The 25,542-nt window shown below is 60.9% G+C and carries 25 protein-coding genes and 1 pseudogene; 13 read left to right on the top strand and 13 right to left on the bottom strand.

Going from position 1 to position 25,542, the window contains the following annotated elements; translation table 11 throughout:
- The first annotated feature begins 14 nt into the window (after nucleotides 1–14).
- On the top strand, nucleotides 15–407 hold the full coding sequence (locus tag BC1002_RS22995; protein ID WP_013092386.1) for a DUF3331 domain-containing protein: 393 nt from the start codon (nucleotides 15–17) through the stop codon (nucleotides 405–407).
- A gap of 767 nt (nucleotides 408–1,174) precedes the next feature.
- On the opposite strand, the pseudogene BC1002_RS36590 reads toward BC1002_RS22995, so the two are convergent.
- Nucleotides 1,175–1,300: pseudogene (locus tag BC1002_RS36590) on the bottom strand (flagellar basal body rod C-terminal domain-containing protein); the annotation flags it as partial.
- Nucleotides 1,301–1,398: 98 nt separating this feature from the next.
- On the opposite strand from BC1002_RS36590, the gene BC1002_RS22980 reads away from it, so the two are divergent.
- Nucleotides 1,399–2,597, top strand: a protein-coding gene (locus BC1002_RS22980) for an IS3 family transposase (RefSeq protein WP_193373031.1) whose coding sequence is annotated in 2 segments (ribosomal slippage) — nucleotides 1,399–1,714 and nucleotides 1,714–2,597 — 1,200 coding nt in all. Because the reading frame shifts where the segments join, the coding sequence is not laid out codon by codon here.
- Between the two features lie 20 nt (nucleotides 2,598–2,617).
- Here the strand turns inward: BC1002_RS22980 and BC1002_RS22975 are convergent.
- The 3 genes from BC1002_RS22975 to BC1002_RS22965 form a co-directional block, all read right to left on the bottom strand.
- Nucleotides 2,618–3,769 (bottom strand): flagellar hook protein FlgE, encoded by a 1,152-nt coding sequence (locus BC1002_RS22975; RefSeq protein ID WP_013092385.1) that lies wholly within the window; start codon nucleotides 3,767–3,769, stop codon nucleotides 2,618–2,620.
- A gap of 498 nt (nucleotides 3,770–4,267) precedes the next feature.
- The gene (locus tag BC1002_RS22970; protein WP_013092384.1) at nucleotides 4,268–5,254 is read right to left on the bottom strand and encodes an alpha/beta fold hydrolase; all 987 of its coding nucleotides are present in this window, start codon (nucleotides 5,252–5,254) and stop codon (nucleotides 4,268–4,270) included.
- Between the two features lie 444 nt (nucleotides 5,255–5,698).
- A complete protein-coding gene (locus BC1002_RS22965) occupies nucleotides 5,699–6,118 on the bottom strand; it encodes a response regulator transcription factor (RefSeq protein ID WP_049870282.1) in 420 nt (139 codons plus the stop codon).
- Nucleotides 6,119–6,370: 252 nt separating this feature from the next.
- Between BC1002_RS22965 and BC1002_RS22960 the strand changes: the two genes are divergently transcribed.
- Nucleotides 6,371–7,027, top strand: a complete 657-nt coding sequence (locus BC1002_RS22960; RefSeq protein ID WP_013092382.1) for a response regulator transcription factor — start codon at nucleotides 6,371–6,373, stop codon at nucleotides 7,025–7,027.
- 740 nt (nucleotides 7,028–7,767) lie between these two features.
- On the opposite strand, the gene BC1002_RS22955 is transcribed toward BC1002_RS22960, so the two are convergent.
- From BC1002_RS22955 to BC1002_RS22935, 5 genes are all read right to left on the bottom strand, one after another.
- Complete coding sequence (locus tag BC1002_RS22955; protein ID WP_013092381.1) at nucleotides 7,768–8,502, bottom strand: cysteine hydrolase family protein; 735 nt, start codon at nucleotides 8,500–8,502, stop codon at nucleotides 7,768–7,770.
- A 70-nt stretch (nucleotides 8,503–8,572) separates the two neighbouring features.
- Complete coding sequence (locus BC1002_RS22950) at nucleotides 8,573–9,127, bottom strand: TetR/AcrR family transcriptional regulator (protein ID WP_013092380.1); 555 nt, start codon at nucleotides 9,125–9,127, stop codon at nucleotides 8,573–8,575.
- Nucleotides 9,128–9,321: 194 nt separating this feature from the next.
- Nucleotides 9,322–10,617 (bottom strand): SUMF1/EgtB/PvdO family nonheme iron enzyme, encoded by a 1,296-nt coding sequence (locus BC1002_RS22945; RefSeq protein ID WP_013092379.1) that lies wholly within the window; start codon nucleotides 10,615–10,617, stop codon nucleotides 9,322–9,324.
- A gap of 115 nt (nucleotides 10,618–10,732) precedes the next feature.
- Nucleotides 10,733–11,389 (bottom strand): helix-turn-helix domain-containing protein, encoded by a 657-nt coding sequence (locus BC1002_RS22940; protein ID WP_013092378.1) that lies wholly within the window; start codon nucleotides 11,387–11,389, stop codon nucleotides 10,733–10,735.
- Between the two features lie 333 nt (nucleotides 11,390–11,722).
- A complete protein-coding gene (locus BC1002_RS22935; protein WP_013092377.1) occupies nucleotides 11,723–12,190 on the bottom strand; it encodes a universal stress protein in 468 nt (155 codons plus the stop codon).
- 279 nt (nucleotides 12,191–12,469) lie between these two features.
- On the opposite strand from BC1002_RS22935, the gene BC1002_RS22930 reads away from it, so the two are divergent.
- Nucleotides 12,470–13,159 carry a FadR/GntR family transcriptional regulator gene (locus BC1002_RS22930; protein WP_013092376.1) on the top strand — a complete coding sequence of 230 codons (690 nt, stop codon included), beginning with the start codon at nucleotides 12,470–12,472 and terminating at the stop codon, nucleotides 13,157–13,159.
- Nucleotides 13,160–13,213: 54 nt separating this feature from the next.
- Here BC1002_RS22930 and BC1002_RS22925 read toward each other — a convergent pair whose 3' ends face one another.
- Nucleotides 13,214–13,807, bottom strand: a complete 594-nt coding sequence (locus tag BC1002_RS22925; RefSeq protein ID WP_013092375.1) for an acyl-homoserine-lactone synthase — start codon at nucleotides 13,805–13,807, stop codon at nucleotides 13,214–13,216.
- Nucleotides 13,808–13,960: 153 nt separating this feature from the next.
- Between BC1002_RS22925 and BC1002_RS22920 the strand changes: the two genes are divergently transcribed.
- Entirely contained in the window at nucleotides 13,961–14,278 is a 318-nt protein-coding gene (locus tag BC1002_RS22920) for a helix-turn-helix domain-containing protein (protein WP_013092374.1), read from the top strand.
- Here BC1002_RS22920 and BC1002_RS22915 read toward each other — a convergent pair.
- Nucleotides 14,262–14,966, bottom strand: coding sequence for a helix-turn-helix transcriptional regulator (locus BC1002_RS22915; protein ID WP_013092373.1), 705 nt, complete (start codon nucleotides 14,964–14,966; stop codon nucleotides 14,262–14,264). The genes BC1002_RS22920 and BC1002_RS22915 overlap by 17 nt on opposite strands.
- Before the next feature lie 570 nt (nucleotides 14,967–15,536).
- On the opposite strand from BC1002_RS22915, the gene BC1002_RS22910 reads away from it, so the two are divergent.
- The 7 genes from BC1002_RS22910 (at nucleotide 15,537) to araD (ending at nucleotide 23,752) form a co-directional block, all read left to right on the top strand.
- Nucleotides 15,537–16,535: a dihydrodipicolinate synthase family protein gene (locus BC1002_RS22910; protein ID WP_013092372.1), complete on the top strand. Its 999-nt coding sequence runs from the start codon at nucleotides 15,537–15,539 to the stop codon at nucleotides 16,533–16,535.
- Nucleotides 16,532–17,476, top strand: a complete 945-nt coding sequence (locus BC1002_RS22905; protein WP_013092371.1) for an SMP-30/gluconolactonase/LRE family protein — start codon at nucleotides 16,532–16,534, stop codon at nucleotides 17,474–17,476. The genes BC1002_RS22910 and BC1002_RS22905 overlap by 4 nt, the downstream gene beginning before the upstream one ends.
- 251 nt (nucleotides 17,477–17,727) lie before the next feature.
- Nucleotides 17,728–18,897 carry an ABC transporter substrate-binding protein gene (locus tag BC1002_RS22900; RefSeq protein ID WP_013092370.1) on the top strand — a complete coding sequence of 390 codons (1,170 nt, stop codon included), beginning with the start codon at nucleotides 17,728–17,730 and terminating at the stop codon, nucleotides 18,895–18,897.
- Between the two features lie 176 nt (nucleotides 18,898–19,073).
- Entirely contained in the window at nucleotides 19,074–20,153 is a 1,080-nt protein-coding gene (locus BC1002_RS22895) for an ABC transporter ATP-binding protein (protein WP_013092369.1), read from the top strand.
- Entirely contained in the window at nucleotides 20,150–21,037 is an 888-nt protein-coding gene (locus BC1002_RS22890; protein ID WP_013092368.1) for an ABC transporter permease, read from the top strand. The genes BC1002_RS22895 and BC1002_RS22890 overlap by 4 nt, the downstream gene beginning before the upstream one ends.
- On the top strand, nucleotides 21,037–21,984 hold the full coding sequence (locus BC1002_RS22885; protein ID WP_013092367.1) for an ABC transporter permease: 948 nt from the start codon (nucleotides 21,037–21,039) through the stop codon (nucleotides 21,982–21,984). The genes BC1002_RS22890 and BC1002_RS22885 overlap by 1 nt, the downstream gene beginning before the upstream one ends.
- 31 nt (nucleotides 21,985–22,015) lie before the next feature.
- Nucleotides 22,016–23,752 carry an L-arabinonate dehydratase gene (araD, locus tag BC1002_RS22880; RefSeq protein ID WP_013092366.1) on the top strand — a complete coding sequence of 579 codons (1,737 nt, stop codon included), beginning with the start codon at nucleotides 22,016–22,018 and terminating at the stop codon, nucleotides 23,750–23,752.
- A gap of 3 nt (nucleotides 23,753–23,755) precedes the next feature.
- Here araD and BC1002_RS22875 read toward each other — a convergent pair whose 3' ends face one another.
- Both BC1002_RS22875 and BC1002_RS22870 read right to left on the bottom strand, forming a co-directional pair.
- Entirely contained in the window at nucleotides 23,756–24,361 is a 606-nt protein-coding gene (locus BC1002_RS22875; protein ID WP_013092365.1) for a short chain dehydrogenase, read from the bottom strand.
- A 146-nt stretch (nucleotides 24,362–24,507) separates the two neighbouring features.
- On the bottom strand, nucleotides 24,508–24,960 hold the full coding sequence (locus BC1002_RS22870) for a DUF3005 domain-containing protein (protein ID WP_013092364.1): 453 nt from the start codon (nucleotides 24,958–24,960) through the stop codon (nucleotides 24,508–24,510).
- 328 nt (nucleotides 24,961–25,288) lie between these two features.
- Between BC1002_RS22870 and BC1002_RS22865 the strand changes: the two genes are divergently transcribed.
- Nucleotides 25,289–25,522 carry a hypothetical protein gene (locus BC1002_RS22865; protein WP_013092363.1) on the top strand — a complete coding sequence of 78 codons (234 nt, stop codon included), beginning with the start codon at nucleotides 25,289–25,291 and terminating at the stop codon, nucleotides 25,520–25,522.
- The last annotated feature ends 20 nt before the right edge of the window (nucleotides 25,523–25,542 follow it).

Below are 25,542 nucleotides of genomic sequence, written 5' to 3'. Positions count from 1 at the left end.
AGAGGAGCCCGAATATGGAGGCGCAGTCGAATATTCTCGATCCGTGGCTGATGACCATCGGCATCCTTGGACAACTGTCGGGTGAGAAGAGCTCGAATAGCAACGTTGCACCAGATTGGGCGCAAGGGTTTGAAAGCTCGCCAGGAAAGCGTGCAGACGGACCCACCATACGCTTTTTGGAGCGTGCCACGACAACGAGCGTTACGCTCGCCTGGCTGGACCCGTTGCGATGTGTATACGGAAACCAGGAATGGCATCTGGTTCGTGCTCGTCATTCAGGAGTATGTGCAGTCAGTGGTCGCCAGATCCAGTGCGACGAGTACGTTTACAGGCCCCAACGTAGGCGTCCTCAGGCCGTGAACGCAGATGCGATGATCCTCAGAGATGAATTGGAGAAGCGCTTGTGAACGGCCCTGATCGCCGCATAGTCCCCGGATGCCGCATTGGCCGTCAGATAGCCTATTCAGTGACTCTGAAGGTTATGACGCTGGCGCTGGTCCCTGACGTGCCAGCGCCAAGGAATTAATTCTTCACGGTCGTCGGAACGCAGGCTACGACGTCGATTGTGACGCTCGTGATTAGCGGGGGGCGTGGGATCTTTGTGCTTCCCCCTCCAGCAATCTGGAAGGCGATAAGGAGACGACTCGACGTCGAGAGCCGGTATGCAGAAACGTCGAATTGCAGTGCACGGGGCATTCGTTGCCCGAAATATCTCAGGTCCAGGCTGCCAACGGGGTGGTCCAGTCCATCAAAGACATACCCAGTTGCCTGTACCGGGTATGGAGCGTCATTTTGGATCGTCACGTTAAAGGTAAGCGTTGAGATGATCTGCTCATCTTCAATTTGATACGGGGAAAAGTAAGCGGCTGCAAAGTCGACGTTCCAGTCGTCAGGACAGACGCAACACTCCTGGAAGCCGGACCATCCCTTGGAGGTAGCGGCTAGCGTGGAGGGCTTGAGTCGGGTGGCCTTGACTATCGGAATCTCCGTCAGCGAATCTCCAGCTTCCCCCGTCACACAAAACGGCCTGAAGACGGAGGGAGCAGATACGACCAGGGTACTGTCCATATGTTTTTGGGGGCTGTGGTGACCGCTAGCAGCGCAGCTAGCGCCACACGAAGTACTGGAGGGATCAGGTGAGGGCGAAGGCAGGACGTCACCTGCCTTGTCCTGGCTATATATTGATAAGCGATTGGTCGACGGCTTGTTGGGTCTTGATCGTTTGAGCGTTGGCTTGATAGTTTCGTTGCGCCGTAATGAGCGCTACAAGCTGGTCAGTCAGATCGACGTTCGAACTTTCTTCCTGGAGCAGCCCCACGTATCTGAGGACACAAGGACTCTCTTAAAATAAGGGATAGTCTTGTGCCTAACAGTAAGCCTAGTCATTACGTGGAACCCATCGAAATTCTGAGTGAGCCGGAGCGCCGTCGGCGGCGCACGGCGCAGGAAAAAATCGCCATCGTCCAGGAGACGCTGATATCTGGCGCATCGGTATCAGCCGTTGCCCGGCGGCATGGCGTGAACCCGAACCAAGTGTTCGGCTGGCGCAAGCAATACCAGGAAGGCAGTCTGGCGGCAGTGAAAGCGGGCGAGACCGTCGTGCCGGCATCAGAGCTCGCCGCAGCCATCAAGGAAATCAAGGAACTGCAACGACTACTCGGGAAGAAGACGATGGAAGTCGAAATCCTGAAGGAAGCCGTGGAATGGGGCCGCTCAAAAAACCTGATTGCGCGCTCGCCCTTGCTGCCGGGGGACGACCATTGAAAACGGTCTGTGAAGTTCTCGGCGTGGCGCGCTCTGGCGTAGCAGCGAAACTGGCTCGCTCGTCTGACTGGCAAGATGGTCGTAGCGCCAGACGGACCGACGACACGAAGCTGGTGGAGGAAATTCAGGCCCATGTCGCGCACCTACCGACCTACGGCTACCGACGCATCTGGGCACTGCTGCGCCGCAGTCGGGAACAGACCGGCGCGCAGTGCGTCAACCACAAGCGCGTGTATCGGGTTATGCGCGAGCACCAGTTGCTGCTGCGTCGTCCCGGCGTGCGGCGAGACAAGCGGCGGCATGACGGTCGCGTCGCCGTGGACCGCAGCGATACCCGCTGGTGCTCCGATGGCTTTGAGTTCCGGTGCGACGATGGCACGCCGCTGCGCGTAACGTTCGCGCTGGATTGCTGCGACCGGGAGGCGATTAGCTGGGCTGCGACCACTGGAGGCCATAGCGGCGACGTGGTGCGCGACGTGATGCTCGCTGCCGTCGAACAGCGCTTCGGCACTACGCAGGCCGCGCAGCCCATCGAATGGCTGACGGACAACGGCTCGGCCTACATCGACCATCGCACGCGCAGCTTTGCGCGCGAGCTGGGCCTGCAGCCGCTGACCACGCCCGTGCGCTCGCCGCAAAGCAATGGTATGGCTGAGTCGTTCGTGAAGACCATGAAGCACAATTACGTCGCCTATATGGATAAGCCTGACGCGCCAACGGCCCTCTCGCGTCTGGCCGTTGCCTTTGAACACTACAATGAGCGCCACCCGCACAAAGCATTGAAATATCGCTCGCCTCGCGAGTTCAGGCGTGCAGCGGAGTCATCAATCTAACGGTGTCCGCGTGTCCTCAGTTACAGGGGCAACTCCACTTCCATAAATCCTTGTAGCGCGCCATGGTTGAAAGTGCCCGGCGTGCCGATTTGCGCAGACCCTGACGCCTGGGTTGCGTAGAACAGGTTGCCGCTTTGACTTTCAAGCCCATTCGGATTGGCGAAAGTCGCCGTCGCCACTTGCCCAATGACGAGGGTCTCCCCGTTCGTGTAACCGGCAGTGATGGTGCCGTCGTCAGCCACGGAAAGTGTGCCGTTGTAGGCGGCCGCGGCATATCCGTCGGGGTGATACCGGGTCACGCTGTCTGTCGTCGCAGCATACTGCGTGGTGTTGCCGAGATCGATGGCAATCGTTTGCGGGCTCGCGCTGCCGTTTGTCATGCTCATCTCGAACGAGAGCGAACTTGAACTGGTCAGCCTGCCGGAGGAATCGAAAGTCAGTGTTCCGATTTGTGTGTACGAGGAAGGCGCCCCGGTTCCATTGTCAACGGTGACATCCGAACCTTGGGGCGCTATATAGGCACTCCATTGATTGGGGGTAGCCGGATCTTTCACAAGATAAATGCTGATCTGATGCTGGTTACCTTCTGAATCGTACGTAGTAGCCGTGGTAGCGAAGTTGTAGCTCTGGTTGTTGGTAGGGTCGAACGGCGTGACCTTCGGGGTGTCATCTCCCGCGTTCAGATTGAAGGACCACGCGATCGCGCTGGTCGGCATCGGGGGCAGATTTGCCACGGTTGCGGTCGTTAATTGAACCAGGCGTGAAGTGTCGACGACGCCATTCGGACCTTCTGCGTATCCCATCAACGGAAGGCCATTACCGCTGCTAATAATATTTCCGTCACTGTCTTGTTGAAATTGACCGTTTCTCGAGTAGACCGGAGTACCGTTCTGAGATAGCAGAAAAAAGCCATTTCCTCTAATGTCGAGATCGAGAGGATTGCCGGTTTGGGTGGGCGTTCCTTCCGAGAAGTCCCGGACAATCGCAGAAGTTGCAACGCCGATGCCGATCTGGTTATTCGTCGCGCCGAGCATTGCGTTAGCGTACATGTCGGAAAAAACCGCCGTGCCTTGCTTGAATCCCACTGTGTGGGCGTTTGCAATATTATTGCCGATGACATCGAGATCGTTTGAGGCGGCATGCAAGCCGCTTAGCCCCGTTTGATAACTCATGTGGTCTTCCTTGGTCGAACATCAGAGTGTGTTGCGATGTAATACCGCCGGAGGCAGGCGGTTTCGCCCGAGGAATTCTAAGTGATATGTTTTCCCCTGATTTATGAAGCCGCGTCCGAATATTTATTCCATATATTCATAAAATCGGACGGCTATTTTGGAATTGATGTTCTCTGCCTGCGGCGAAATACATGACATCGACCGACCCGATTTTTACTGCACTCTCATGTGAACGCAGGCGCTTCGACACACTGAAGGCGGTTGCTGCGGATTTCATCGGGCAGGTACATTCCGCGCGCCATTCGAAGCGTATGCGCGCGTTGTACGGGGAGCGTCGCACGTCCTTGCAAGGGCGGAAAGAGCGCTTTGTTGGTGCCGGTCAAGCCGGACTGTAGCGACTGGACGAGTTATCAGACGCACGCGAGTGGCAACCCACATGCAAAAGAGGGCAAGGACGAAAGTACTTGCCCTTGTGATCAGTGAAGTTTTCCGCAGCGCTTAGCTTTGGATGAATGCGAGTAGATCCGCGTTGAATTTGTCTTTATGCGTGTCGGTCAAGCCATGAGGCGCGCCCGGGTAGACAATCAGCTTCGAGTTCTTGATCAGATTTGCCGATGCACGGCCAGCTGCGTCGATAGGCACGATCTGATCGTCTTCTCCATGAATAATCAGCGTCGGGACGTCGATTTTCTTCAGGTCTTCGGTAAAGTCGGTTTCGGAGAATGCCTTGATCGAATCGTACGTGTTTTTGTGGCCACCCTGCATGCCCTGCGCCCACCACGAATCGATCAAACCCTGCGACGGCTTGACGCCCGGGCGGTTGAAGCCATAGAACGGTCCGGATGGCACGTCTTTGTAGAATTGCGAGCGATTCGCCAGTTGAGCGGCACGCAGACCGTCAAATACCTCGATCGGCAATCCACCGACGTTAGTGGAAGTTTTCAGCATCAGCGGCGGAACGGCTGAAACGAGCACAACTTTGGACACACGTCGCGTGCCGTGACGGCCCAGATAGCGTGCAACCTCGCCGCCGCCGGTCGAAAAGCCAACAAGTACGGCATCTTTGAGACCGAGCGTTTCGAATACCGTCGCTAGATCGTCGGCATAAGTATCCATTTCATTGCCGTTCCACGGTTGGCTCGAACGTCCGTGGCCTCTGCGGTCGTGCGCCACGGCGCGAAAGCCGTGCGACGCCACTAGCATCATCTGCGATTCCCAACTATCGGAACTAAGGGGCCAGCCGTGACAGAACACCACGGGGCGTCCTGTACCCCAATCCTTGTAGTACAGCTGAGTGCCGTCTTTCGACGATATGTAACTCGAGAAGTGTCGGTGGTCCGCTTTCGTTGCCTGCGGTGAAGCGACGGCTGTGCTTGCCTGAACCGTACCCGGGAGCATGGCGGCCGCCAGGCCACCTGCGGCCGCGGCACCGCCGATCAATAACTTTCGACGTGTGGGTTGTTCATTCACCTTACTGCGTTTCATATTCATCCTCGTTGTTGAGCCTCTGCTCTGAGCGGGTGTGGTTTCGATTCGTTGCACGCCACCAGCATCACATGGCTCGCTCGCCATTCGATATGGATATTGCACAAAACGCTGACCATGGCGATCGCACGGAGTCATGCTTCAGCAGCGCAAGAGGAATGTTAGGAGGGCATCAGGATGAAAAGAAGGCGCAAAGCAGGCAACGTCGAGTTGCATCCAGAAACATCAATCGACACGACGTTAATCGGTTCTTGTGATGACGGGCCACCGAATTCGGCTTGAAATTAATCGGTTTTCGTCAGGTAGTCGTCCGTCGACGACACGTGTGGTCGAAATGTCGGCCTGGCCGGGAAATTCCGCGTCAGTCTAATGAGGGGGGGCGATAGTCGCTAATAAAAAACATATCGATCTGCAAGCGTGGCGGACGTATCTGACTTCGCAACGCTAACCGGATCGCATGCTCGTCGCAGCCGCGATGGCACCTGCCAGGTCGCTGGCACCCAAAGGCTTAATCAGAAGGGCACAGGCGCCGTTAGCAAAAGCTTGACGATGCAGTTCGGGCGTCGGATATGCGGTGATAAATATCGTTGGTATGCGCCACCCGTTTTCGATCAGGCCCAGAGACAGTTCAATGCCCGACATTCCTGGCATCTGAACATCTGAAACGATGCAGTCGGGCTGCGTCTCGCCGATGTGTGCCAACACCTCGGCTGCCGATTCGAAGGTCACAACATCGTAGTCAAACGATCTGAGCAAGGTTGATAGACCCGATCGAACCGAGGGATCGTCATCAACGACCCAAATTACCTGTGACGCGCGCAATTGACTTTCTCCCTGTCCGCGCAGATTGCGCGGAGTGGCCATCGCGTCCAGCGGATGATTACGATCATACTCGACGTGGGGCCTACTTAAAATCATACGCAAGTATATATAGAGATAGCGCTGTTTATCGGTAGAATGTTAGCAGCCAGAAAGCTATGCGCTTTCGTCGACGCTGCGTGTGATACCGGCTCCAACGCCATCATTAGCTTACAATTGCATCACATTCCGACAGAGCGACTATTCCCAGTGACGGACCCATGCGTTGCATACACTTGTACGGGGAAGGGAATGCGAATGGAGAAAAACATTTTTCCAGCCGTGGCTAGCACGGACGGTGCAATCGTCTATGTAATTGACGACGATGCGTCAATGCTCTCGGCACTATCTAGCTTGCTGCGCTCGTGCGGCTATTCGGTCCGAACCTTTGAGCGAATCCGGGATTTCATTTCGGCTGAAAAGCCAAGTGTTCCAAGCTGTCTGCTACTGGACGTTCGCCTGCAGGGGGAGAGTGGCTTGACGTTCCAGTTGAGTGCGAGAAGGCATCAGGTCGACATGCCAATTATCGTCATGACTGCCCATGGTGACATTGAAATGTCGGTGGAGGCCATGAAAGCCGGCGCCGTTGATTTCCTGACCAAACCTGTTCGAGAGCAACGTGTTATCGACGCTGTTTCATCGGCGATCGGTCGTCATGCCGAGCAACTGGAGAAATCTCTGACCAGGGTTTCGCTTCTGGCGCGTTATGACACGCTGACCGTGCGGGAGCGTGAAGTGATCTGGTACGTTGTGAAGGGATTTTTGAATAAGCAGATCGCTGCTGAAATGAACCTGAGCGAAATTACCATCAAGATGTACCGTGGCGCTGCGATGAAGAAGCTTGAAGCACTATCGCTTGCCGATCTGGTGAGAAAGATGGAGATCGTCAGGTCGGCGGAACGGGGACGATATTGACGTTAGCGTCCAGGCGGTGAAGTCGATTGGCCGCGGCCGAGTCGGTCCTGGCCAAGAGGACCCGGCCGTAGCGTAATGTAACTGCCTGGCGAATGCGGCAATGCGCGGAAGTTTGAAAATTTCCTGCCGATGTAGTTGAAGGTCAACGGCTCGCCAGATTCTTGATCCGACTGTTTGCGAGCGCACAATCTCTCAAGCCGTCGTGTGCGTACTCCGTTACGTCGCTCCCATGGCCGGGACACCACAAGCACTAGTCGAGACCATCGTCGAGGCGATGCCTCAGAAATACGCGCCACTTCTGTTTCATTTGCCGGGTGACTCGCAGCTTTGCCGCCACCGAGTTCCAGTTGATCCTCAAATTCGTTTCCGCAAGGGCCCACCGCAAGCAACGTCGATTGATGTTCCTCGATGCAACACCGTGTTGCCATCTTTCCGCCTTCTTCTCGCGGGGACGTCCCCCTAACATTCGTTTTGCGCTGCTGAAGCATGACTTCTTGAAACAGCAACTGCCAGCGCTCTGTGCAATCTCCGCAGCGAATGGCAAACCAGTTGTGCGATCCAGATTTCTCGCGGTGAATTGAAACCGGCCGTGGGGCACGGGCGCCGTGTCTGTCGGACTGCGTGAACCATCGCGTATATTTTTTCTATCCGCGTTTCCGAGCAGCTTTTTACCGATCAACGGCGTACACCACGGAGAACATTGATGTCTGAACACGGCCCGAATCCCGAACGCTGGTTGGTCATTTCTGGGCCGACATCCTCGATTGCCGGATGGTTTCCTCGGTTGTCCACAATGCATGAGCGAGGAACCGATAGTTAATGATCGCTGCCAGATAGCCGTCGCCTTCCGGCACGCGTGGTCCCGCCGTTGCATCGCGCACGACCGCTACCTCGAATCCTTGTTCGATCAACTCGCGCAGGTGCGACTCGATGCACAGGTTCGCGGCCATCCCCGCAAGCAGAATCTGCGAGACGCCCTGCTTGCGTAGTTGCAGGACGAGATCGTTGGTTTCCGGCCCATAGACCTTGTGAGGGGAAGCGATAATCGTCTTGCCGTCGAGAAGGTACTGTTTGTATTGATCGAGGAAGTCGGCGCCGGAGCCTTCGAAGGCCTCCAGCGTGGTGGGCCCCTTGCGCTCGAACATGTTGATGTCGTGCATCACTTTCTCCAGCGGGCCGCCGAAGTGCCAATGGTGGTCCACCGGATAGTAGTAGTGCGGCGACACGGCAACCACAAGCCCCAACTCCGTGGCAGCCTTGAAGAGCTGACCGATGTGCCCGACAGTGTTGTTCTCCGTGATGCTCTGGCCGAAGAATGGCCAGCTCGCGCCGCCAGGACTCAGAAAATCGTTTTGCGGGTCGATCACAACCAGTGCGGCTTTTGACCGGTCGAGTCCGAACCCCGTCTTTGGGAGTGCGGGGTCGGCGGGATCGGCGTACGGACTCACTTGGTGCGCCAGTTTGGAGGAACTCATCGAATGTCACTTTCCATTTGGTGGGCTACGATATAAATGACCGGTCGCGTTACATACGAATCAAAAAAAATCAGGCAAGGAGCAGAGGCAGCATGACCTTCTCAAAACGTTCGCAAGCTTGACCGCTTTGTTCGATCTTCCCCCGCATGACAGCGCCTTCATAAGCCTCGACCATCATTGCCGCGAGTTCGTCCGCGTTGCGTCGTTTGTCCAGTTCGCCTCTTTGCTGCGCTTCGCGAAGGCATACCGCAAGGGCTTCTTCCCAACGGCGTATCAGAGTTGACGCTCGTTGTCGTGTTTGCTCGCTGGCGTTCGAGAGCTCCAGCGACAGATTACCGATGAGGCACCCGAGCGTGAAATCCTCACGTCCATGGTCGTCGCTGATCGCGTGGAAAAACCGTGCAATGCGAGAAAGTGGCTTGACGCGCGCGTCATAAAGAATGGAGCCATGCCGGTCCTCGATGGACTGCCAGTACGCCTCCAGAATTTCTGCGGCGAATTCTTCTTTGTTCTCGAAGTAGTTGTAGAACGAGCCTTTCGGGACGCCCGCCGCCTCGGTGATATCCGCGACGCCACAGCCGTTGAACCCCAGGCTGAGAACGACGTCGCGTCCGCACGTCAGCAATCCTCCGACGGCCGGGCGGTCGGAAGCGTTTCGGGGGGCTGTTTCAGTGGGTTTCGACGCCGCTCAAGCAACTGTGTGCGTCAGCGTGTTGAGCGAACATTGAAGAGAGGAGCATACGCAAAAAATTAACGGATAGATGAGCGGGCGACAGTAAAGCGATAGTCAAGATTTCGCGTCAGCTATCGCTTTATCGATCAACCCCGCACACACCGAAACCCCGCATACACATACTGATAGTGCGGCTGAAACCAGTTGCGAAATTCCGGCCGCAACATGCACAGCGCGGTTCGCGCCGAGCCGCCCTTCAGCACGTAATGCTGCCCATCGAAGAAGTTGGCCGAATATCCGGGATAGAACGGAAACGCTTCGAAGCCCGGCAGCGCTTCGAATAGCGTCGAGGTCCATTCCCAACCGTTGCCGAACTGACCTTCCGCACCGAAGATGCTGACGTTGTCCGGATGCGCATCGACGGGCCGGGGGTCCCAGCTACGGAAATCGAAGTTCCCCGATGCCGCGTGCGGCGCGCCGTGCGCCGCGCGCTGCCATTGCGCCTCCGTCGGCAGGGCTTTGCCGGCCCAGCGCGCGTAGGCGCTCGCTTCGGCGTGGCTCACATAGACGGGCCAGTCGAGCGGCAACGGCACCTCGTCGAACATCGTGCGCAGTGTCCATGCGGTGCGGCCGTCACGCGCCGTGCGTTGCTGCGACCAGCCGGCCGGATGCTCGATGCGCTCCGCTTCCTTCCACGCCCAGTCCTTCGGCGACCACCACTTCGGCTCGCGATAACCGCCGTCTTCGAGGAACTCGAGGAACGCACCGTTGGTGACCATGTATCGATCGATCTCGAATGCGGGCACTTCCACGCCCATCTCGCCGAATTCATTGTCCCAGCCGAAGCGGCCAGCCTCGCGCGGCATGCCGAGCACGGTGGTGCCGGCGGGCACGCTGACCATCGACGACAACGCGTCGCGCTGCTCCGCGCGTGTCACCACCGGCTCGCGCAACGCGGTGTTTTTCTGCGCGAGCGGCAGCTGATGGAGCATGTATGCGAGCGTTTCCGCATGCATCAACCGATGCTCGATCGCGACGTTCAGCAACTGCACGGCCGCCTCGTCGTGCGCCGGGTTGCCGAGTTCGTCGAGCGCGGCGTCGATCTGCCGGCGCGCGCGTGTCGCATACTCGCGCACGGCGTCGAGCGACGGCCAATCGCTGGGCTGATCGGTGGGAAAGCCGCCGTCTACCGGATCGATGCCGAATGCGAATAGCTGGTCGAGTTCCGGTGCGAAAGCCGGCAGATCGAACAGACGCTGGTCGAACAGATTGCGATCGAACGCTTCGAGATGGCCGATATAGAACACGACGCGGTGACGCTCGCGGATCGGCCGTTCATAGAGGTAGTTGGGCTTGACGATTGCAAACAGGTCGTCGGTGACTTGACGGGCGTCGTGCAGGCGCTGCACGAGCGGACGATGCGGGGCAGGGTCGCGATTCATTGGGGCCGGGTCTCCATGCAACACGGTTGCCGTGGGGGGACGATCTGAAAACTTTACCCCCTCGCAGACGGCGTGCCAAGACGAACCGCGCGACCGTCCAGCCCCGCCCGGTCGCTCAGACCTGGCGCAACCCTTCGAGATCGACGATGTGAATATGCTTGCCCCGCGTGTCGATCAGGCCACGCTTTTGAAATCTTGACAGCGTGCGGCTGACCGTTTCGAGCGTCATGCCGAGGTAGCTGCCCATGTCCTCGCGCGTCATGCGCAGGTTGAACTCCGACCACGAGTAGCCGCGCTGCGCATTGCGCTGCGACACATCGAGCAGGAAGGCGGCGACGCGTTCGTCGGCGGACAGCGAGCCGAGCACCATCATCTGCGCGGCCTCGCTGACGATCTGCGCGCCCAGCAGCTTGTGCATGCGCTCCTGGATCGAACCGATTTCGCGGCATAGCTGCTTCAGCGCACTGTATGGAACGATGCACACCGTGCTGTCTTCCAGCGCGACGGCGCTGCACGCATGGATGTCCGCGCTGATGCCGTCGAGCCCGAGCGGCTCGCCTGCAAGACGCAGGCCGGTGACCTGCTCGCGGCCGTCGCGGTGGACCATCACGGTCTTCATCGAGCCGGAACGCAGCGCATAGATGCTGTCGAAGCGGTCGCCGCTGCGATACAGCGCTTCGCCGCGCGGCACCGAGCGCGCCGAGCAGATCAGCGTTTCGAGTTTCGGCAGTTCGTCCGCCGACAGCCCCTGCGGCATGCAGATCTGACGCATCGAACAGCTCGAGCAGCGTGCGGCGGTGCGTGCGGTTGCGCGTCCCGCCACGGCCTCGCGGCTGCCGCGGGCGAGAGAGCCGGCGGCGCGCTCGGCATCGCCGGCGGAGCGGGTCGAGGAATGGGTCACAGCGGTAGGATTCAGCATGTTCTGCGCGCGATTCTTGGTAGTGTTGAAATTGTCCCACCCGTTATGTCCCTCAACAGGTGGCAAAGTGACGCGTTCGCTGCTCCGCTTGCCGAGCGACGGCGGTGCTCCGGGCGAAGGTAGGAAGTTGAGCCGCCGCGGCTTATGTCGACGTCGTGGCTCACCGCCTTGCGCATGATGACAGTGTCAGGCGGGTTCCTTGTCGGCGCCCGCGGCGGACGGTACCAGCAGAACCGGCAGCGTCGCCTGGCGCACGCAGCGTTCGGCGACGCTGCCGAGAATCAGCCGCTGGAAGCCACGCCGGCCGTGCGTGCCCATCACGAGCAGGTCGGCGTTGAATTCGGCGGCGGCATGCAGCACGATCTCGGCGACATCGCCGAGCGACGAAGCCTCGGAGACTCCCGGGTCGCCCTTCACGCCTTGCTCGGCCATCACTTTCGAAAACTCCGCGCGCAGCTCCTGGCCTTCCTCGATCAGGCGGTTACGCAGGATCGACGGGTCGTAGCCGGGCGCCTCGAAGTACATCGGCGTGTTTTCGACGACATAAAATGGCCGCAGCACGGCGCCATTCGATTTGGCAAGATCGAGCGCCGCTTCGAACGCGCGGCGCGAGGTATTGCTGCCGTCGACCGCTACAAGGATGCGTTTGTACATATCGGCTCCGCGTCAAAAAAGCGTCTGCCACATTGCTGGCCGCGGCAGGGTTTATTGATCTTTTATACCAACGAAGCTTAGTAGATTGCCTGAAAAGATGCAGCCCACCAGGATGTAAATCAAACATTTGCCAAATATTCAGGTCGGCGCGGACAAAATCGCGGGCGCGGCGGTGCGCGCAGTGGCCTTGCATGCTTACAAACCGCATAAGTTTGGTGAAGGTGAAACAAGATTGGCCTTACAATCAGGCCATATTCAGACAAGCTGGCCAGTGCGCTGATGAACGATCGAAAAACCAAGGGCTTACCCGACCAGATCTACGGCGACATCCTCAACCGCATCCTCGAAGGCGAGTACAAGGAAGGCGAACGATTGCCGACCGAGCATGCGCTGGCGGAGCGTTTCGCCACGTCCCGGCCGACCGTGCGCGAAGCGCTCGCGCGATTGCGGGCCGACGGCATCATCTCAACGCGGCACGGCTCTGGCACGACCGTCGCGCGGCGGCCCGACCCGGACGTGCGCCGCTTCGCGCCGCTCGAAACGCTGTCCGATATCCGCCGCTGCTATGAATTTCGCATCGTGACCGAGGCGGGCGCGGCCGCGCAGGCAGCGCTGAAGGCCGACGCCAACGACATCGCCGCGATCCAGCATGCGTGGGACGAACTCGAGCGCATCATCGAGGCGCAGGGGATCGGAGCGAAGGACGACTTCCTGTTCCACCAGGCGGTCGCTCGCGCGTCGAAGAATCCGTTTTTCATCACGGTGATGTCGTTCATCGAGGAACAGATCCTGTTCAGCATGAACCTGTCGCGCAATCTGTCGCTGGTCAAAACGGTCGAGCGACAGCGGCTGGTGCAGGCCGAGCACATGGCGGTGCTCGACGCGATCCGCCGCAAGGACTCGGCAGGCGCGGGCGCCGCCATGCGCGCGCATCTCGAGAACGCGCTGGAACGGATGTTCGGTTCCTGAGTCGCGCGCGGGTGAACGGGGCGCGACTTCGGTGAGGCCACGCTCCGGCGCGGCTCAAGCGGCGTCGGCGACCGGTCCGAACAGCGAGGTCAGCGTTTTCGCGCTTACCGCGACATCGAGCGCGACAGCCCGCTCGACGCCGATCTGCAGCGGCGGCCCGAGTCGGCTGATGTCGAGCCCGGCGCGGCGCAGCATGCGCTCGATCGGCGTGGTGGTCACCGTGACGTAATGCGTGATGCCCATGCGCTGTGCGAAGCGCATCACTTCCTGAATTGCGCGGATTGTCATATCCGTGAAACCATAAGACTGTTCCTCCCCGTCGGTTTCGATCGCCCAGCGGCTCAGTTCCCAGATATGTCTCCCGACCGGCGCGGCCGCGCCATGCAGCAGTTGCGGGAAGGTGTCTTTCAGCATGTTCGGACCTTCGGTCGGCATCAGGCGCCAACAGCCGCGCAACCGTTCGTCTTCGCCCTGAATCAGCATGTAGTACGGCCCGAGCGCGTCGTAGCCGTCTATCTCCATCCCCGCGATGGTCGGAATTTCCCAGCCGAGCCGGCCGTGAAAGACCCGGGCGCGCAGCCGGTACATCTCGTTGATCAGTTCGTTGTCGAATTCCTGCCGAAGTCCAATTCGGATCGTGGTTTGCATGTCGTTCTCCTGTGCGTGTTGGGGGGCCAGATACGCAGGAAAACTTATGCATTCTGAATCTTTGCGCCACCTACCTACCTGGATAGGTGTGGATGCTTATCGGGTATCGCAAAATTCAGACACGTATCCGCCCCCAACCTACAAGGGTCCAAAATGGAACTCCTCGACAATCACTGGCAACCGCAAACCCACCTCCAGGCACGTCCTTCGGAGGTCTCTTCGGCAGTGGATCGTGTTCTGATCATTGCCTACCGGAAGAAGAAAAAAGAGAGCCAGCGTCGTTTCTGGGCTCGCTTCGGCGTCACGCAGTCGCGCGGCAGCCGCTTCGAGTCGGGTGCGGAGATCCCGGCGCCGGTGTCGATCCTGCTTGGCCTTTACTTCATGAAAACCGTGTCGGACGCCGATCTGGGTCGCGCCGAGCGCGTGATGTACAGCCGCGACGCGGCCGCGCTGCTCAACCCGGGTCAATAAGCCCAAGCTGGGCCGCTATCACGGCGGCCGCACGCCGCGAATTCACGCCGAACTTCGCCCTGATGTTTTTCATGTGGAAGTTCACCACGGCTTCCGAGCAACTCAGGATGTGGGAGATCTCCCACGTGGATTTGCCGCGTGCCGTCCATTTCAGGCATTCGCGCTCGCGCGGAGTCAGCTTCGGCATCAAGCTCTGCGCATGCGAATCCAGATGCTGTTTGCTGGTGTCGATCACCAGGTCGCGCAACAGAACGAGGTTCGGCAATGCGGCGTTCACATGACGCCTGAACCCGTCTGCCGGCTTGTCGTCATTGACGAAGCACATCATGCCGGCTTCCTGATTCGGCCCATGAATCGGTAGCGTCACCCCCGCTCCCAAGCCGTACGAGCGTGCTTCCTCATACAGGGATTGCTGCGCCGGGGTGGCGAAGATTTCTGGCGTCCAGATCAGCGGCGCGGAGCGTGACAGGCAGTGCGCGACCGTCGGGTCGATATGCACCATGCCCTGTTCGTCATACGTCTGCCGCCATGCCGGCGCGTAAGTGCTGCGCAGGTAAGCGTCCTCGAGACGCATGGTGGGCCGCGGCAACATCGCGACCAGTATCCTGTCGAAGCCCCACGTTTCGGCGAGGCCCGTAATCACGCCGAACCATTCCGCCTCGTCGGCGGCGTTCAATAGCGGTGCCATCTGCTCGATAAAGTGTAGCGACAATTTTTTGGCTCTCTCAGGCTCGCAAACATCCCATTCGTGGTTATTGGCAGACAAACTTCGGTCCGCTCTTTTGGTCCGCATAATCTATCACTAAAAACTCGAAAGCAATGCGCTGGTGCTCCGCGGGGTAAACGATAGCAGCCATGTGATAGCAAGGGCGGCGTTGCCTATTATTATGCTGATTGAAATAGATCTTTAACCCGCCCGGGTCTCGGGCGGGAAACGTGGCTAATCGGCATCCGGCGACCGCATTTTAATGTGATTGATTGACAGCATTATTTCTTCCTGCTTCGGAATTAATCGCATTTACTCGATTATTTGGGAAATCTGGTTATTTCGCGTCGCGTCCGCCTTGTCAAAAAAGCGCCTGCGCCGTTTCCATGTGGGCTGCAGCTCTTGTTAACCAAAGGAAATTTCATGAGCGGGTTCGGGCAATTCGCCACCGACGGCATGCCAGGGCGATCGCCACTCGCAGGTTGTTTGACAACATCGTGACGCCGATGCTACCGTGAAACCTCCGCCCAGCACGTTTCCGCTTCAACCATCATGAACGAATCTCCGCTTCGAGACGGCGAGTTCACCGCGTCGGTCATGGCCGTGCCGCCGCTCGCGCGCCGCGCCGACTATACGCTCGACCCTGCCCAGAATCTCGCGCTGATTCGCCATCTCGAAGCGGGCGGCGTACGCACGCTACTGTATGGCGGCAACGCGAATCTCTATCACGTCGCGGTCAGCGAATACCGCGAGTTGCTGGATCTGCTTGCCGACGCCGCGAGTTCCGGGACACGCGTGATTCCGGCGCTCGGTCCCGACTACGGCAAGATGCTCGATCAGGCGCGCATCCTCGCGCAGACGCGTTACCGCACCGCGATGGTGCTGCCGCTCGGCGGCTTTACGACGTCCGAAGGCGTCGAGACGGGCCTCACGCGAGTTGCCGACACGGCCGGCATGCCGCTCACGCTGTATATCAAGAGCGAAAACTACGTCGCAGTCGATACGCTCGCGCGACTCGTCGAGCGTGGCACGTTGAGCGCGGTCAAATACGCGATCCCGCGCGACGATCCCGATGACGATCCGTATCTGCGCCGGCTGCTGCAACGCGTGCCGGCCGCGAAGATCGTATCGGGCATGGGTGAGCGGCCGGCGCTCGTGCATCTGCGCGAATTCGGGCTGGCGGCGTGGACGACCGGTAGCGGCTGCATCGCGCCGAGCATGGTGATGGCGCTGCTGCGCGCGGTGCAACGCGGCCGGAGCGCCGATAGCACCGATAGTGCCGATAGCGCTGACAACGACACCGCCCAACGTCTTTACGATGCGTTCATGCCGCTCGAAACATTGCGCCACGACATCTCGTTGATCCGCGTGCTGCACGATGCAATCACGTTCACGGGCCTCGCCGACATGGGGCCGCTGCTGCCGCTGCTCAGTTCGACACCGCGCGAGCATCATGCGAAGATCGCGCAGACCGCGCGCACGCTGCTCGCTCTCGAGCGCGAGTTCGCATCCACCCAATCGAACCGCTCCGACACGCAGGCAAGCACATGACCGATCACAGCCGACGCTATCCCGATCCCTCCATCCGCGTGTTCGATCCGCGCTTCAAGTCGTTGATCATCGCGTCGGCGTCGGTCGAATGCTTGTATCAGGGCACGCGCTGGTCGGAGGGACCGGTGTGGTTCGGCGACGGCCGCTATCTGCTGTGGAGCGATATTCCGAACGACCGCATGCTGCGCTGGGATGAAACGACGGGCGCGGTCAGCACGTTTCGGCAATCGTCGAACAACGCGAACGGCCATACGCGTGATCGCGAAGGGCGTCTCGTCAGTTGCGAGCACCTGACGCGGCGAGTGACGCGTACCGAGTACGACGGCTCGATCACCGTGCTCGCCGACCGCTATCAGGGCAAGCGCTTCAATTCGCCGAACGACGTGGTCGTCAAATCGGACGGCTCGATCTGGTTTACCGACCCGACCTTCGGCATCGAAGGTTTCTACGAGGGCGAGCAGCAGCAGTCCGAACTGAAGCCGTGCGTGTATCGGATCGACGGTCAGTCGGGCGAGGTACAGATGGTCATCGACGACGTGCTCGCCCCGAACGGTCTGGCGTTTTCGCCGGACGAGTCGCTGCTGTACGTGGTCCAATCGCGCGGCGAGCCGCGCAAGATCCGCGTATTCGATGTCGAGGCCAATGGCAAAGGCACGACGGTGTCGAACAACCGCGTGCTGATCGACGCGGGTCCGGGCACGCCCGACGGCTTTCGGGTGGACGTGCACGGCAATCTGTGGTGCGGCTGGGGCATGGGCACCGACGAACTCGACGGCGTGCGCGTCTTCACCGCGCAAGGCGAGCCGCTCGGCCATATCGCGCTACCGGAGCGTTGCGCGAACGTTTGCTTCGGCGGACGGCATCGCAACCGTCTGTTCATGGCGGCGAGCCACGGCTTGTATTCGCTGTTCGTCAATACACAGGGCGTGCGGGGAGGTTGAGCGGTTGTCCGCTAACTAGACAACCCGTGTTTCCGCTACAGCGGATGCTCGGGTTTGCACTTAATTCGCGTTGCCAGGCGTTGAACGGCAAGGATTTCACGTAATTCAAGCCGTTTCTTCCAGGCCCCGCGCTCTCGACTATTTGCTTGACATCGGCTGTTGCGCTTCGCTATGTTCCCTTGGTAGAAAGATACCGCCCGCACACAACCCATCGACCAGTGGGCTTTCATACCAAGAAGCGAGGAGACGCAATGACTGTTTCGCACAGGCTGTCGTTCAAGCTGGTATCCGTCTGTATCGCCGCGAGCGCGGCGTTCACCGTTGCCGCGCACGCGGCCGATCCGGTCACGATCAACATCGTCGACGTGGCCGGCGATCTTCAACTCACGCAGAAGGGCTTCGAGGCGTTCAAGGCGAAGAATCCGAATCTCGTCGCGAACATCACGTTCACGAACGCTCCGTCGCCGCAATTGCCCGGCAAGATCAAGGCAATGCAGGCCGCGGGCCGCTCCGACATCGACCTCGTGCTGACCGGCACCGACGCGCTCGCGGCCGGCATCGAACAGAACCTGTGGATCAAGCTGCTGCCCGACAACGCGGCGCAGTTCCCCGGTGTGCTCGACAAGTACGCGTCGGGCCCGCGCAAGATGCAGGATCTCGCGCAGGGCTACGGGCTCGAGGTCGCGTATATGCCGGCTGGTCCCCTGCTCGAATACAACCCGGCCAAGGTCAGCGATCCGCCGAAGACACCCGAGCAACTGCTGCAATGGTGTAAGGCCCACCCCGACAAGCTGATCTACGCGCGGCCGGCCAATTCCGGTCCTGGCCGCACGTTCCTGATGGGCTTGCCCTACGTGCTCGGCGACAAGGACCCGCAGGACCCGGTGCACGGCTGGGACAAGACGTGGGCGTACCTGAAGCAGTTGAACGACTGCATTCCGTACTATCCGGGCGGCACCTCGGCGGTGATGAAGGAACTGGGCGAAGGCACGCGCGACATGACCGTGACCGTGACCGGCTGGGACATCAATCCGCGCGCGCTCGGCATCGTGCCGGCCGAATTCCGCGTACAGCCGTTCGACAACATGACGTGGGTCAACGACGCGCACTACATGGTGGTGCCGAAGGGCGTGCCGAAGGAAAAGCTCGACGTGCTGTACAAGATGATGAACTTCATGCTGGAGCCCGCGCAGCAGGCGTTGACCTACGACGACGGCTACTTCTATCCGGGCCCCGCGATCAAGGGCGTCACCATCGAGCAGGCGCCCGCGCATAGCCAGGAGGTGCTGCAAAAGTATGGCCGTCCCGAATACGCGAAGATGCTGAGCGATCGTCCGCATGCGTTGCCGCTGAATGCAGCGGCGATGGTTGCGGCCTTCAAGAAGTGGGATACCGACATCGGCGCGCAGAAGACCCGTTAGGCCGTCACCATTGCGCCGGAAAACGAGGCAAAACGCAGCGCGGCGTGAGGTAGCGCCGCGCTGCGTGTTTGCGTCAATCACGCGCGCCTCGGCTTGATTGCCTGATGCGCCGCGCGCACCGCACGCGCGGCACTTCACTTGCGACACCCGTCGTCTCACGCGGATCAGGAAACCGTATGAAGCATCACTTTGAGCAGTTGCGGCTCGACTCGGTAAGCCGCAGTTTCACGAACGCGCAAGGTCACGCGATCGCCGCGCTGCAGGGTCTCGATCTGACGATCCGGCGCGGCGAGTTCATCGCGCTGCTGGGACCGTCGGGTTGTGGCAAATCGACGGCGCTGAACTGCATCGCCGGATTGCAGCCGCTCACCGGCGGCGGCATCTGGCTCGACGAGCGCCGCATCGACGTGCTGCCGCCGGAAAAGCGCGGCTTCGGCATGGTGTTCCAGAACTATGCGCTGTTCCCGCACATGAGCGTGCTCGACAACGTCGGTTTCGGGCTGAAGATGCGCGGCGTCGGCAAGAGCGAGATCGCGCGCCGTGCACGCGAGGCGTTGAAACTGGTGCAACTGACAGGGCACGAGCAGAAACTGCCCGGCCAATTGTCCGGTGGCCAGCAGCAGCGGGTCGCGATCGCGCGTGCGATCGTGATCGAGCCGCCGCTGATCCTGATGGACGAGCCGCTGTCGAATCTCGATACCAAGCTGCGCATCGAAATGCGCGCCGAGATTCGCCGCATCCATACGCAGCTCGAACGCGCGACACTGTACGTGACGCATGATCAGGACGAAGCGCTGTCGATGGCCGATCGCATCGTCGTGATGAGGGAGGGCGTCGTGCAGCAGGTCGCGACGCCGAAAGAGGTCTATACGCGGCCGCGCAATCTGCATGTCGCGCGCTTCATGGGCTATCGCAACGTCGCGGAGTTCACGCTGGAGGACATGCAAGGCGAGGGCGTCGTAGTCAGTGCGAACGGCGTGCGGCTGATCGGCACGCCGATGGCCGGCTTCGACGGCAAGCGCGTGAGCGTCGCGTTGCGCCCCGAAGACATGGAGCGCGCCGCGCCCGGCGCCGACAACGCGTTCGAGGCGCTGATCGACGCGGTCGAATACGGCGGCCATGATTCGCTGCTGCGCGTGAAGACCGCGTTCGGCGACGTGTGGGCGCGCGTGACCGGTGAATGCGCGGAGGGCGAGCGCATCATGCTGCGCGTGCGGCCGTCGTGCGTGCTCGTCTACGACGCAGAGGCCGCATGAACACGCCGACGCTCGTCCCCCCGCTTGCTCCCCGCGCGCCGCGCGATGCCAAGGCCTGGCTCGTCGCGCCGGCGCTGCTCTTTATCGTCGCGCTGTTCATTTATCCGTTCGCATACGGTCTCGCGCTGTCGTTCCGGCCGATGAACGGCGGCGGCCTATGGGCCAACTATCTGACGTTCTTCACCGACACGTCGATGTGGCCGACGATCATCGTCACGCTGAAGCTGTCGGTGCCGGCCACGCTGATCAACGTCGGCGTGTCGGTGCCGGTCGCATTCGCGCTGCGCCGTTACTCGCGGTATCAGAAGATCGTCACGACACTGCTGGTGATTCCGGTGACGCTCGGCACCGTGCTGATCGCCGACGGCATGCTCACGTATTTCGGTCCGCACGGCTGGCTGCCGCAAGCGTTGCAGGCGCTGCATCTGTACACGCAAGAGGTGCGGCTCACGCACAACTTCACGGGCGTGCTGCTGTCGCTGATCGTGTCGGGCTTTCCGTTCGCGTTTCTGTTGACGCTGTCGTACGTGACCGGTATCGACCCGACGCTCGCGAGCGCGGCCGCGACGCTCGGCGCGAGTCCGTGGCAGCAGTTTCGCCGCATCTATTTCCCGTTGCTCGTGCCGGGGCTCACGATGGCCGCGTGCCTGTCGTTCGTGCAGGCGTTCTCGGTATTTCCGTCGGCGGTGCTGCTCGGCGCGCCCGCGGGCCCAACGCGCGTGATGTCGATTGCGGCGGCCGAAGCCGCGTTCGAGAGCTATGACTATTCGCTCGCTTCGGCGATCGCGATGGTGATGGGCTTCGTGCAACTGCTGGTGGTCGCGGCGCTGCTCGGCGCGCGCCGCTGGTTCTATCGTGGTCCCGTTACGGGAGGCAAAGGCTGATGACGACCGATCGTCGCGCGACGCAGCCCGACTGGCCCGCGTCCACCTCCGCTTCCGCATCCGCGGCGCCGCAGCCGGGCGATGGCGCCCGCGAGCCCGCGCAACACGCGCGTCAGCGCGCGAACCTGCCAGGCCGCATCTGGCAGGTGCTGGTGTGGGCCGTGATGGCGTTCTTCCTGATCAACGTCGTGCTGCTGATTGCAACCGTCGCGGTGAATTCGATCGCGACGCGCTGGTTCGGTACCGCGTTGCCGCAAGGCTTCACGCTGCACTGGTATGCGCAGGCGTGGCGCGACTTCCAGCTCGCGAGCGTGCTGTGGGTGACCGTGCAGGTGGTCGGCGCGGTCGTGCTGTTGTCGGTGCTGCTCGGCGTGCCCGCCGCGTATGCCCTCGCGCGCGTGCAATTCCGCGGCAAGCGCCTTGCGATGCTGATCTTTCTGCTGCCGTTGATGGTGCCGCCCGTCACCTACGGCATTCCGATGGCGACCGTGATGTACAAGGTCGGCCTCGCCGGCACGCTATGGGGCGTGATTCTTGCGAACCTCGTACCGGCGCTGCCATTCGTGATTCTGGTGATGACGCCGTTCATCGAGCAGATCGATCCGAATCTCGAAGCGGCCGCGCGCATTTTCGGCGCGAACACTTTCCGCTACTTCCGTTACGTGCTGCTGCCGCTGCTCGTGCCGGGCATGCTGGCCGCAGGGCTGCTGGTGCTGGTGCGCACGATCGGCATGTTCGAGCTGACGTTCTTTACGGCCGGTCCCGCCACGCAAACGCTGGTGGTCGCGTTGTACTACGCTGTGTTTTCGACCGGCGTGCGCGCGCCGCAATCGATCGATGCGATGGCGATGATCTATATGGCGATCACGTTGATCTGGGTGTTGATCGCACTACAATTCGTGAGCCCGACGCAGATCGTGTCTCGCGTAAAAGAACAGCGGCGCTGACGCGTGGTCGGCGTCAATCGTGGAGTAGACGTTGACGAAGAGAAAAACCGCCGAGGAATTGCGCAGTCATCGCTGGTACGGCGCGAACGATCTGCGTTCGTTCGGCCACCGCTCGCGCACCGCGCAGATGGGCTACAACCGGGAGGAATACGCGGGCAAGCCGGTCATCGCGATTCTCAACACGTGGAGCGAGATCAATCCGTGCCACACGCATTTCAAGCAGCGCGTCGAGGAAGTGAAACGCGGCATCTGGCAGGCCGGCGGCTTCCCGATCGAGCTGCCGGTGCAGACGCTGTCCGAGCCGTTCCAGAAGCCCACCACGATGCTGTACCGCAATTTCCTCGCGATGGAAGCCGAGGAGATGCTGCGCTCGTATCCCGCCGATGGCGTCGTGCTGATGGGCGGCTGCGACAAGACCACCCCCGCGCTGCTGATGGGCGCGATCTCGATGGATCTGCCCGCCATCTTTCTGCCTGCCGGCCCGATGCTGCGCGGCAACTGGAACGGTGTGACGCTCGGCTCCGGTTCCGACTCATGGCGATACTGGGCCGAACTGCGCGCGGGCACGCTGACGCCGGAAGACTGGCAGGGCGTCGAAGGTAGCATCGCGCGCTCGCCGGGGCACTGCATGACGATGGGCACCGCGTCGACGATGACCAGCGCGGCCGAAGCACTGGGCTTCACGCTGCCCGGCTTCGCATCGATTCCCGCGGCTGATTCGCGTCATGCGCAAATGGCCGCGAAAACCGGCATGCGTATCGTCGAGATGGTGTGGGAGGATCTAAAGCCGTCGGACCTGCTCACGGCGGCCTCGGTCGATAACGCGGTGACGACCTGCGTCGCGCTGTCCGGCTCGACCAATTCGGTCGTGCATATGATCGCGCTTGCGCGGCGCGCGGGCATCGCGTTGACGCTCGATCGCTTCGACCAGATCGCGCGCCGCACGCCCGTGCTGGCGAACATCCGGCCGACCGGCGCCTATCTGATGGAGGACTTTTTCTACGCGGGCGGCTTGCGCGGGGTGCTCGCTGAACTGGGCGAGCTGATCGACGGTTCGCAGAAAACCGTGAACGGCCGCACGCTCGGCGAGAACCTGGCGGGCGCGCAGATTTTCAACGACGACGTGATCCGCCGCCGCACGAATCCGCTACTGCGCGACAGCAGTCTCGCGGTGCTGCGCGGCAATCTCGCGCCCGACGGCGCCGTGATCAAGCCGGGCGCGGCCGAACCGCATCTACTCGTGCATACGGGCCGCGCGGTCGTGTTCAGCGACTACACCGACATGGCCGCGCGCATCGACGACGACGCGCTGGACATCGACGAAAGCTGTGTGCTGGTGCTACAGCACGCGGGGCCGGTCGGCGCTGGCATGCCCGAGTGGGGCCAACTGCCGATCCCACGCAAGCTGCTGCAAAAGGGCGTGCGTGACATGGTGCGCATCTCCGACGCGCGGATGAGCGGCACGAGCTATGGCGCGTGCGTGCTGCACGTGGCACCCGAGGCGTTCGTCGGCGGGCCGCTGGCGTTGGTGCGAAGCGGCGATCTGATCGAACTCGATGTGCCGCGCCGCAGACTGAATCTGCTGATATCGGACGAAGAGTTCGCGCGCCGCAAGGCCGCGTGGGTCAAACCGGCGGCGCGCTTCGAGCGCGGCTATGGCGCCCTGCATCAGGCGCATGTGATGCAGGCGGACCAGGGCTGCGATTTCGACTTCCTGCAGCGCGGGGGCGTGAGTCCCGAGAGTTCGGGCGAGCCGGAAATTCACTGACGCTCAATACCCCACGCGATACACGCGCCCCGTCTGCGCGCCTTCCACGCTGCGCAGATAAGCCAGCGCCGCACGTTGCGCGCTGACGGGCTCGAAGCCGCGAAAGAACGGCGCGTAAGCCTCCATCGACTCGCTCAGCACGGTCGGGCTCACGACGTTGATGCGCAGTCCGCGCGGCAGTTCGATCGCCGCGCCACGCACGAAGCCTTCCAGCGCGAGATTGACGGTCGTCGCGCTCGCGCCCTGTGCGATCGGCTCGTCGCCCAGAATGCCGCTCGTCAGCGTGAACGAACCGCCGTCGTTCACATAGGGCAGCGCCGCGAACACGACATTGATCTGACCCATCAGCTTGTCGCGCAGCCCGACCCAGAACTGCTCGATGCTCATCTGCGCGAGCGGACCGAAATGCACGTGGCCGGTCGCGGTGACGACGCCATCCACCTTGCCGATGTCGCGAAACAGCCGCTCGACGCTCGCCGGGTCCGTGCTGTCGACGTGATATTGCCCGCGCGTCGCGCCCACCTCGATCACTTCGTGACGCGCCTTCAGCTCCGCGCTGACGGCCTGGCCCAGCGTGCCCGTGGCACCGATGACGACGATTTTTTTCATCCGCAACTCCGTTAAACGAACCAACGTTAAACAAAGCAAAGCACGCACCAGAATAAAACGGTGCGTGCTACGTGAATGCCTGATTTAATCGGAATAAACGCGGTAATTCAAACGCGCGCGTATAAAGGGATGATACGCGCGTCCGCCTATTTCACGCGGTGTAATTCGATAACGCGTGCGGGCCGCAAATGATTGAGCGCGTAGTGAATGCGGCCGCGATCCTGGCGCTGTCCGACCGGACGCGGGTCGTTGTACTGGTTGTCGGCCGAGTAGACGGCGAGCGGTTCTACCATGCCCTTGTCGATTACCGCGTAGCCGGGCTCGAGCGCGAGCAGCAGATGGTTGCCGCCGAGCCGGCTGTCGAAGCCCGCCATGCCGTCGAGCGCCTCGGGCACGCTGTTCTCGAGCGTCGCATTGCTGGTTGTGATTTCGTCGGGCGAGATCGCGCCGTGGCCCGCCAGACGGGCCGCTTCATGGTTCTTGCCGTCGGTGTCGACGGTGCTGTCGTGCGTGCGATCGTTGTGCAGGTCCGTGGTTGGTGGGTCCTTCGGGTCTGGTTTCGTGCCGGCGTTTTCGGGTTTGCTGATCGCGCTGTTCATCGTGCATCTCCTAAGAGGACAGTCGAAGAAAAGAGCAAAAGCCGTTCCGACTGACACGGCGCCGCTGTGCGCGGGAGTCGCTATGCGTTGTCCGCCATGATTCGATGCGAGTGGCGTTGCCCTCACGATTGAATGGCGATGACGTCCGCGATTCATTTCGTTTTTTTTAATGGACGCGTATTTTCTACAGAGTATGATTCTACTCCTGCGATCGACGCGCGGATAAATTGGCGGCATGTTCCGGCTGTTCCGCATGGTCGGAAAAAATTAACAAACAAATGGCCGCGCGACTGCGAAAATGTTACGGGGCTTCAGGGGCGGGTGACTCATGCACTTCGATGCTGCATTCACACATCGCGGCTATCTATTGAATTGCGAACCGGCGCGCTCGGGCGACGGCTCCTGGCAACCGTATGTGGTGATTTCGCGCTCGAGCGACGGCGAGCTGGTCGCCAACCGTTTCTTCCCCACGGAGCTGCGCTTCTCCGACGAAGCCGCCGCGATCGCACACGCGCGCGATTGGGCAGTGCGCTGGATCGACGCGAGCAGTCTGACGATCTGAAGTCAGGGAACGATGCGCGC

Source organism: Paraburkholderia atlantica, from assembly GCF_000092885.1.
Taxonomy (GTDB): domain Bacteria; phylum Pseudomonadota; class Gammaproteobacteria; order Burkholderiales; family Burkholderiaceae; genus Paraburkholderia; species Paraburkholderia atlantica.
The sequence above is the reverse complement of the archived record's forward strand: the minus strand, read 5'-3'. Positions and strand labels throughout refer to the sequence as shown.

What these genes read in the sequence shown, in the direction of transcription:
- BC1002_RS22995 (WP_013092386.1), top strand. Translation starts at nt 15, where the DNA reads ATGGAGGCGCAGTCGAATATTCTCGATCCGTGGCTGATGACCATCGGC.
- BC1002_RS22975 (WP_013092385.1), bottom strand. Translation starts at nt 3,769, where the DNA reads ATGAGTTATCAAACGGGGCTAAGCGGCTTGCATGCCGCCTCAAACGAT.
- BC1002_RS22970 (WP_013092384.1), bottom strand. Translation starts at nt 5,254, where the DNA reads ATGAAACGCAGTAAGGTGAATGAACAACCCACACGTCGAAAGTTATTG.
- BC1002_RS22965 (WP_049870282.1), bottom strand. Translation starts at nt 6,118, where the DNA reads ATGGCCACTCCGCGCAATCTGCGCGGACAGGGAGAAAGTCAATTGCGC.
- BC1002_RS22960 (WP_013092382.1), top strand. Translation starts at nt 6,371, where the DNA reads ATGGAGAAAAACATTTTTCCAGCCGTGGCTAGCACGGACGGTGCAATC.
- BC1002_RS22955 (WP_013092381.1), bottom strand. Translation starts at nt 8,502, where the DNA reads ATGAGTTCCTCCAAACTGGCGCACCAAGTGAGTCCGTACGCCGATCCC.
- BC1002_RS22945 (WP_013092379.1), bottom strand. Translation starts at nt 10,617, where the DNA reads ATGAATCGCGACCCTGCCCCGCATCGTCCGCTCGTGCAGCGCCTGCAC.
- BC1002_RS22940 (WP_013092378.1), bottom strand. Translation starts at nt 11,389, where the DNA reads ATGCGTCAGATCTGCATGCCGCAGGGGCTGTCGGCGGACGAACTGCCG.
- BC1002_RS22935 (WP_013092377.1), bottom strand. Translation starts at nt 12,190, where the DNA reads ATGTACAAACGCATCCTTGTAGCGGTCGACGGCAGCAATACCTCGCGC.
- BC1002_RS22930 (WP_013092376.1), top strand. Translation starts at nt 12,470, where the DNA reads ATGAACGATCGAAAAACCAAGGGCTTACCCGACCAGATCTACGGCGAC.
- BC1002_RS22925 (WP_013092375.1), bottom strand. Translation starts at nt 13,807, where the DNA reads ATGCAAACCACGATCCGAATTGGACTTCGGCAGGAATTCGACAACGAA.
- BC1002_RS22920 (WP_013092374.1), top strand. Translation starts at nt 13,961, where the DNA reads ATGGAACTCCTCGACAATCACTGGCAACCGCAAACCCACCTCCAGGCA.
- BC1002_RS22915 (WP_013092373.1), bottom strand. Translation starts at nt 14,966, where the DNA reads ATGGCACCGCTATTGAACGCCGCCGACGAGGCGGAATGGTTCGGCGTG.
- BC1002_RS22910 (WP_013092372.1), top strand. Translation starts at nt 15,537, where the DNA reads ATGAACGAATCTCCGCTTCGAGACGGCGAGTTCACCGCGTCGGTCATG.
- BC1002_RS22905 (WP_013092371.1), top strand. Translation starts at nt 16,532, where the DNA reads ATGACCGATCACAGCCGACGCTATCCCGATCCCTCCATCCGCGTGTTC.
- BC1002_RS22900 (WP_013092370.1), top strand. Translation starts at nt 17,728, where the DNA reads ATGACTGTTTCGCACAGGCTGTCGTTCAAGCTGGTATCCGTCTGTATC.
- BC1002_RS22895 (WP_013092369.1), top strand. Translation starts at nt 19,074, where the DNA reads ATGAAGCATCACTTTGAGCAGTTGCGGCTCGACTCGGTAAGCCGCAGT.
- BC1002_RS22890 (WP_013092368.1), top strand. Translation starts at nt 20,150, where the DNA reads ATGAACACGCCGACGCTCGTCCCCCCGCTTGCTCCCCGCGCGCCGCGC.
- BC1002_RS22885 (WP_013092367.1), top strand. Translation starts at nt 21,037, where the DNA reads ATGACGACCGATCGTCGCGCGACGCAGCCCGACTGGCCCGCGTCCACC.
- BC1002_RS22875 (WP_013092365.1), bottom strand. Translation starts at nt 24,361, where the DNA reads ATGAAAAAAATCGTCGTCATCGGTGCCACGGGCACGCTGGGCCAGGCC.
- BC1002_RS22870 (WP_013092364.1), bottom strand. Translation starts at nt 24,960, where the DNA reads ATGAACAGCGCGATCAGCAAACCCGAAAACGCCGGCACGAAACCAGAC.
- BC1002_RS22865 (WP_013092363.1), top strand. Translation starts at nt 25,289, where the DNA reads ATGCACTTCGATGCTGCATTCACACATCGCGGCTATCTATTGAATTGC.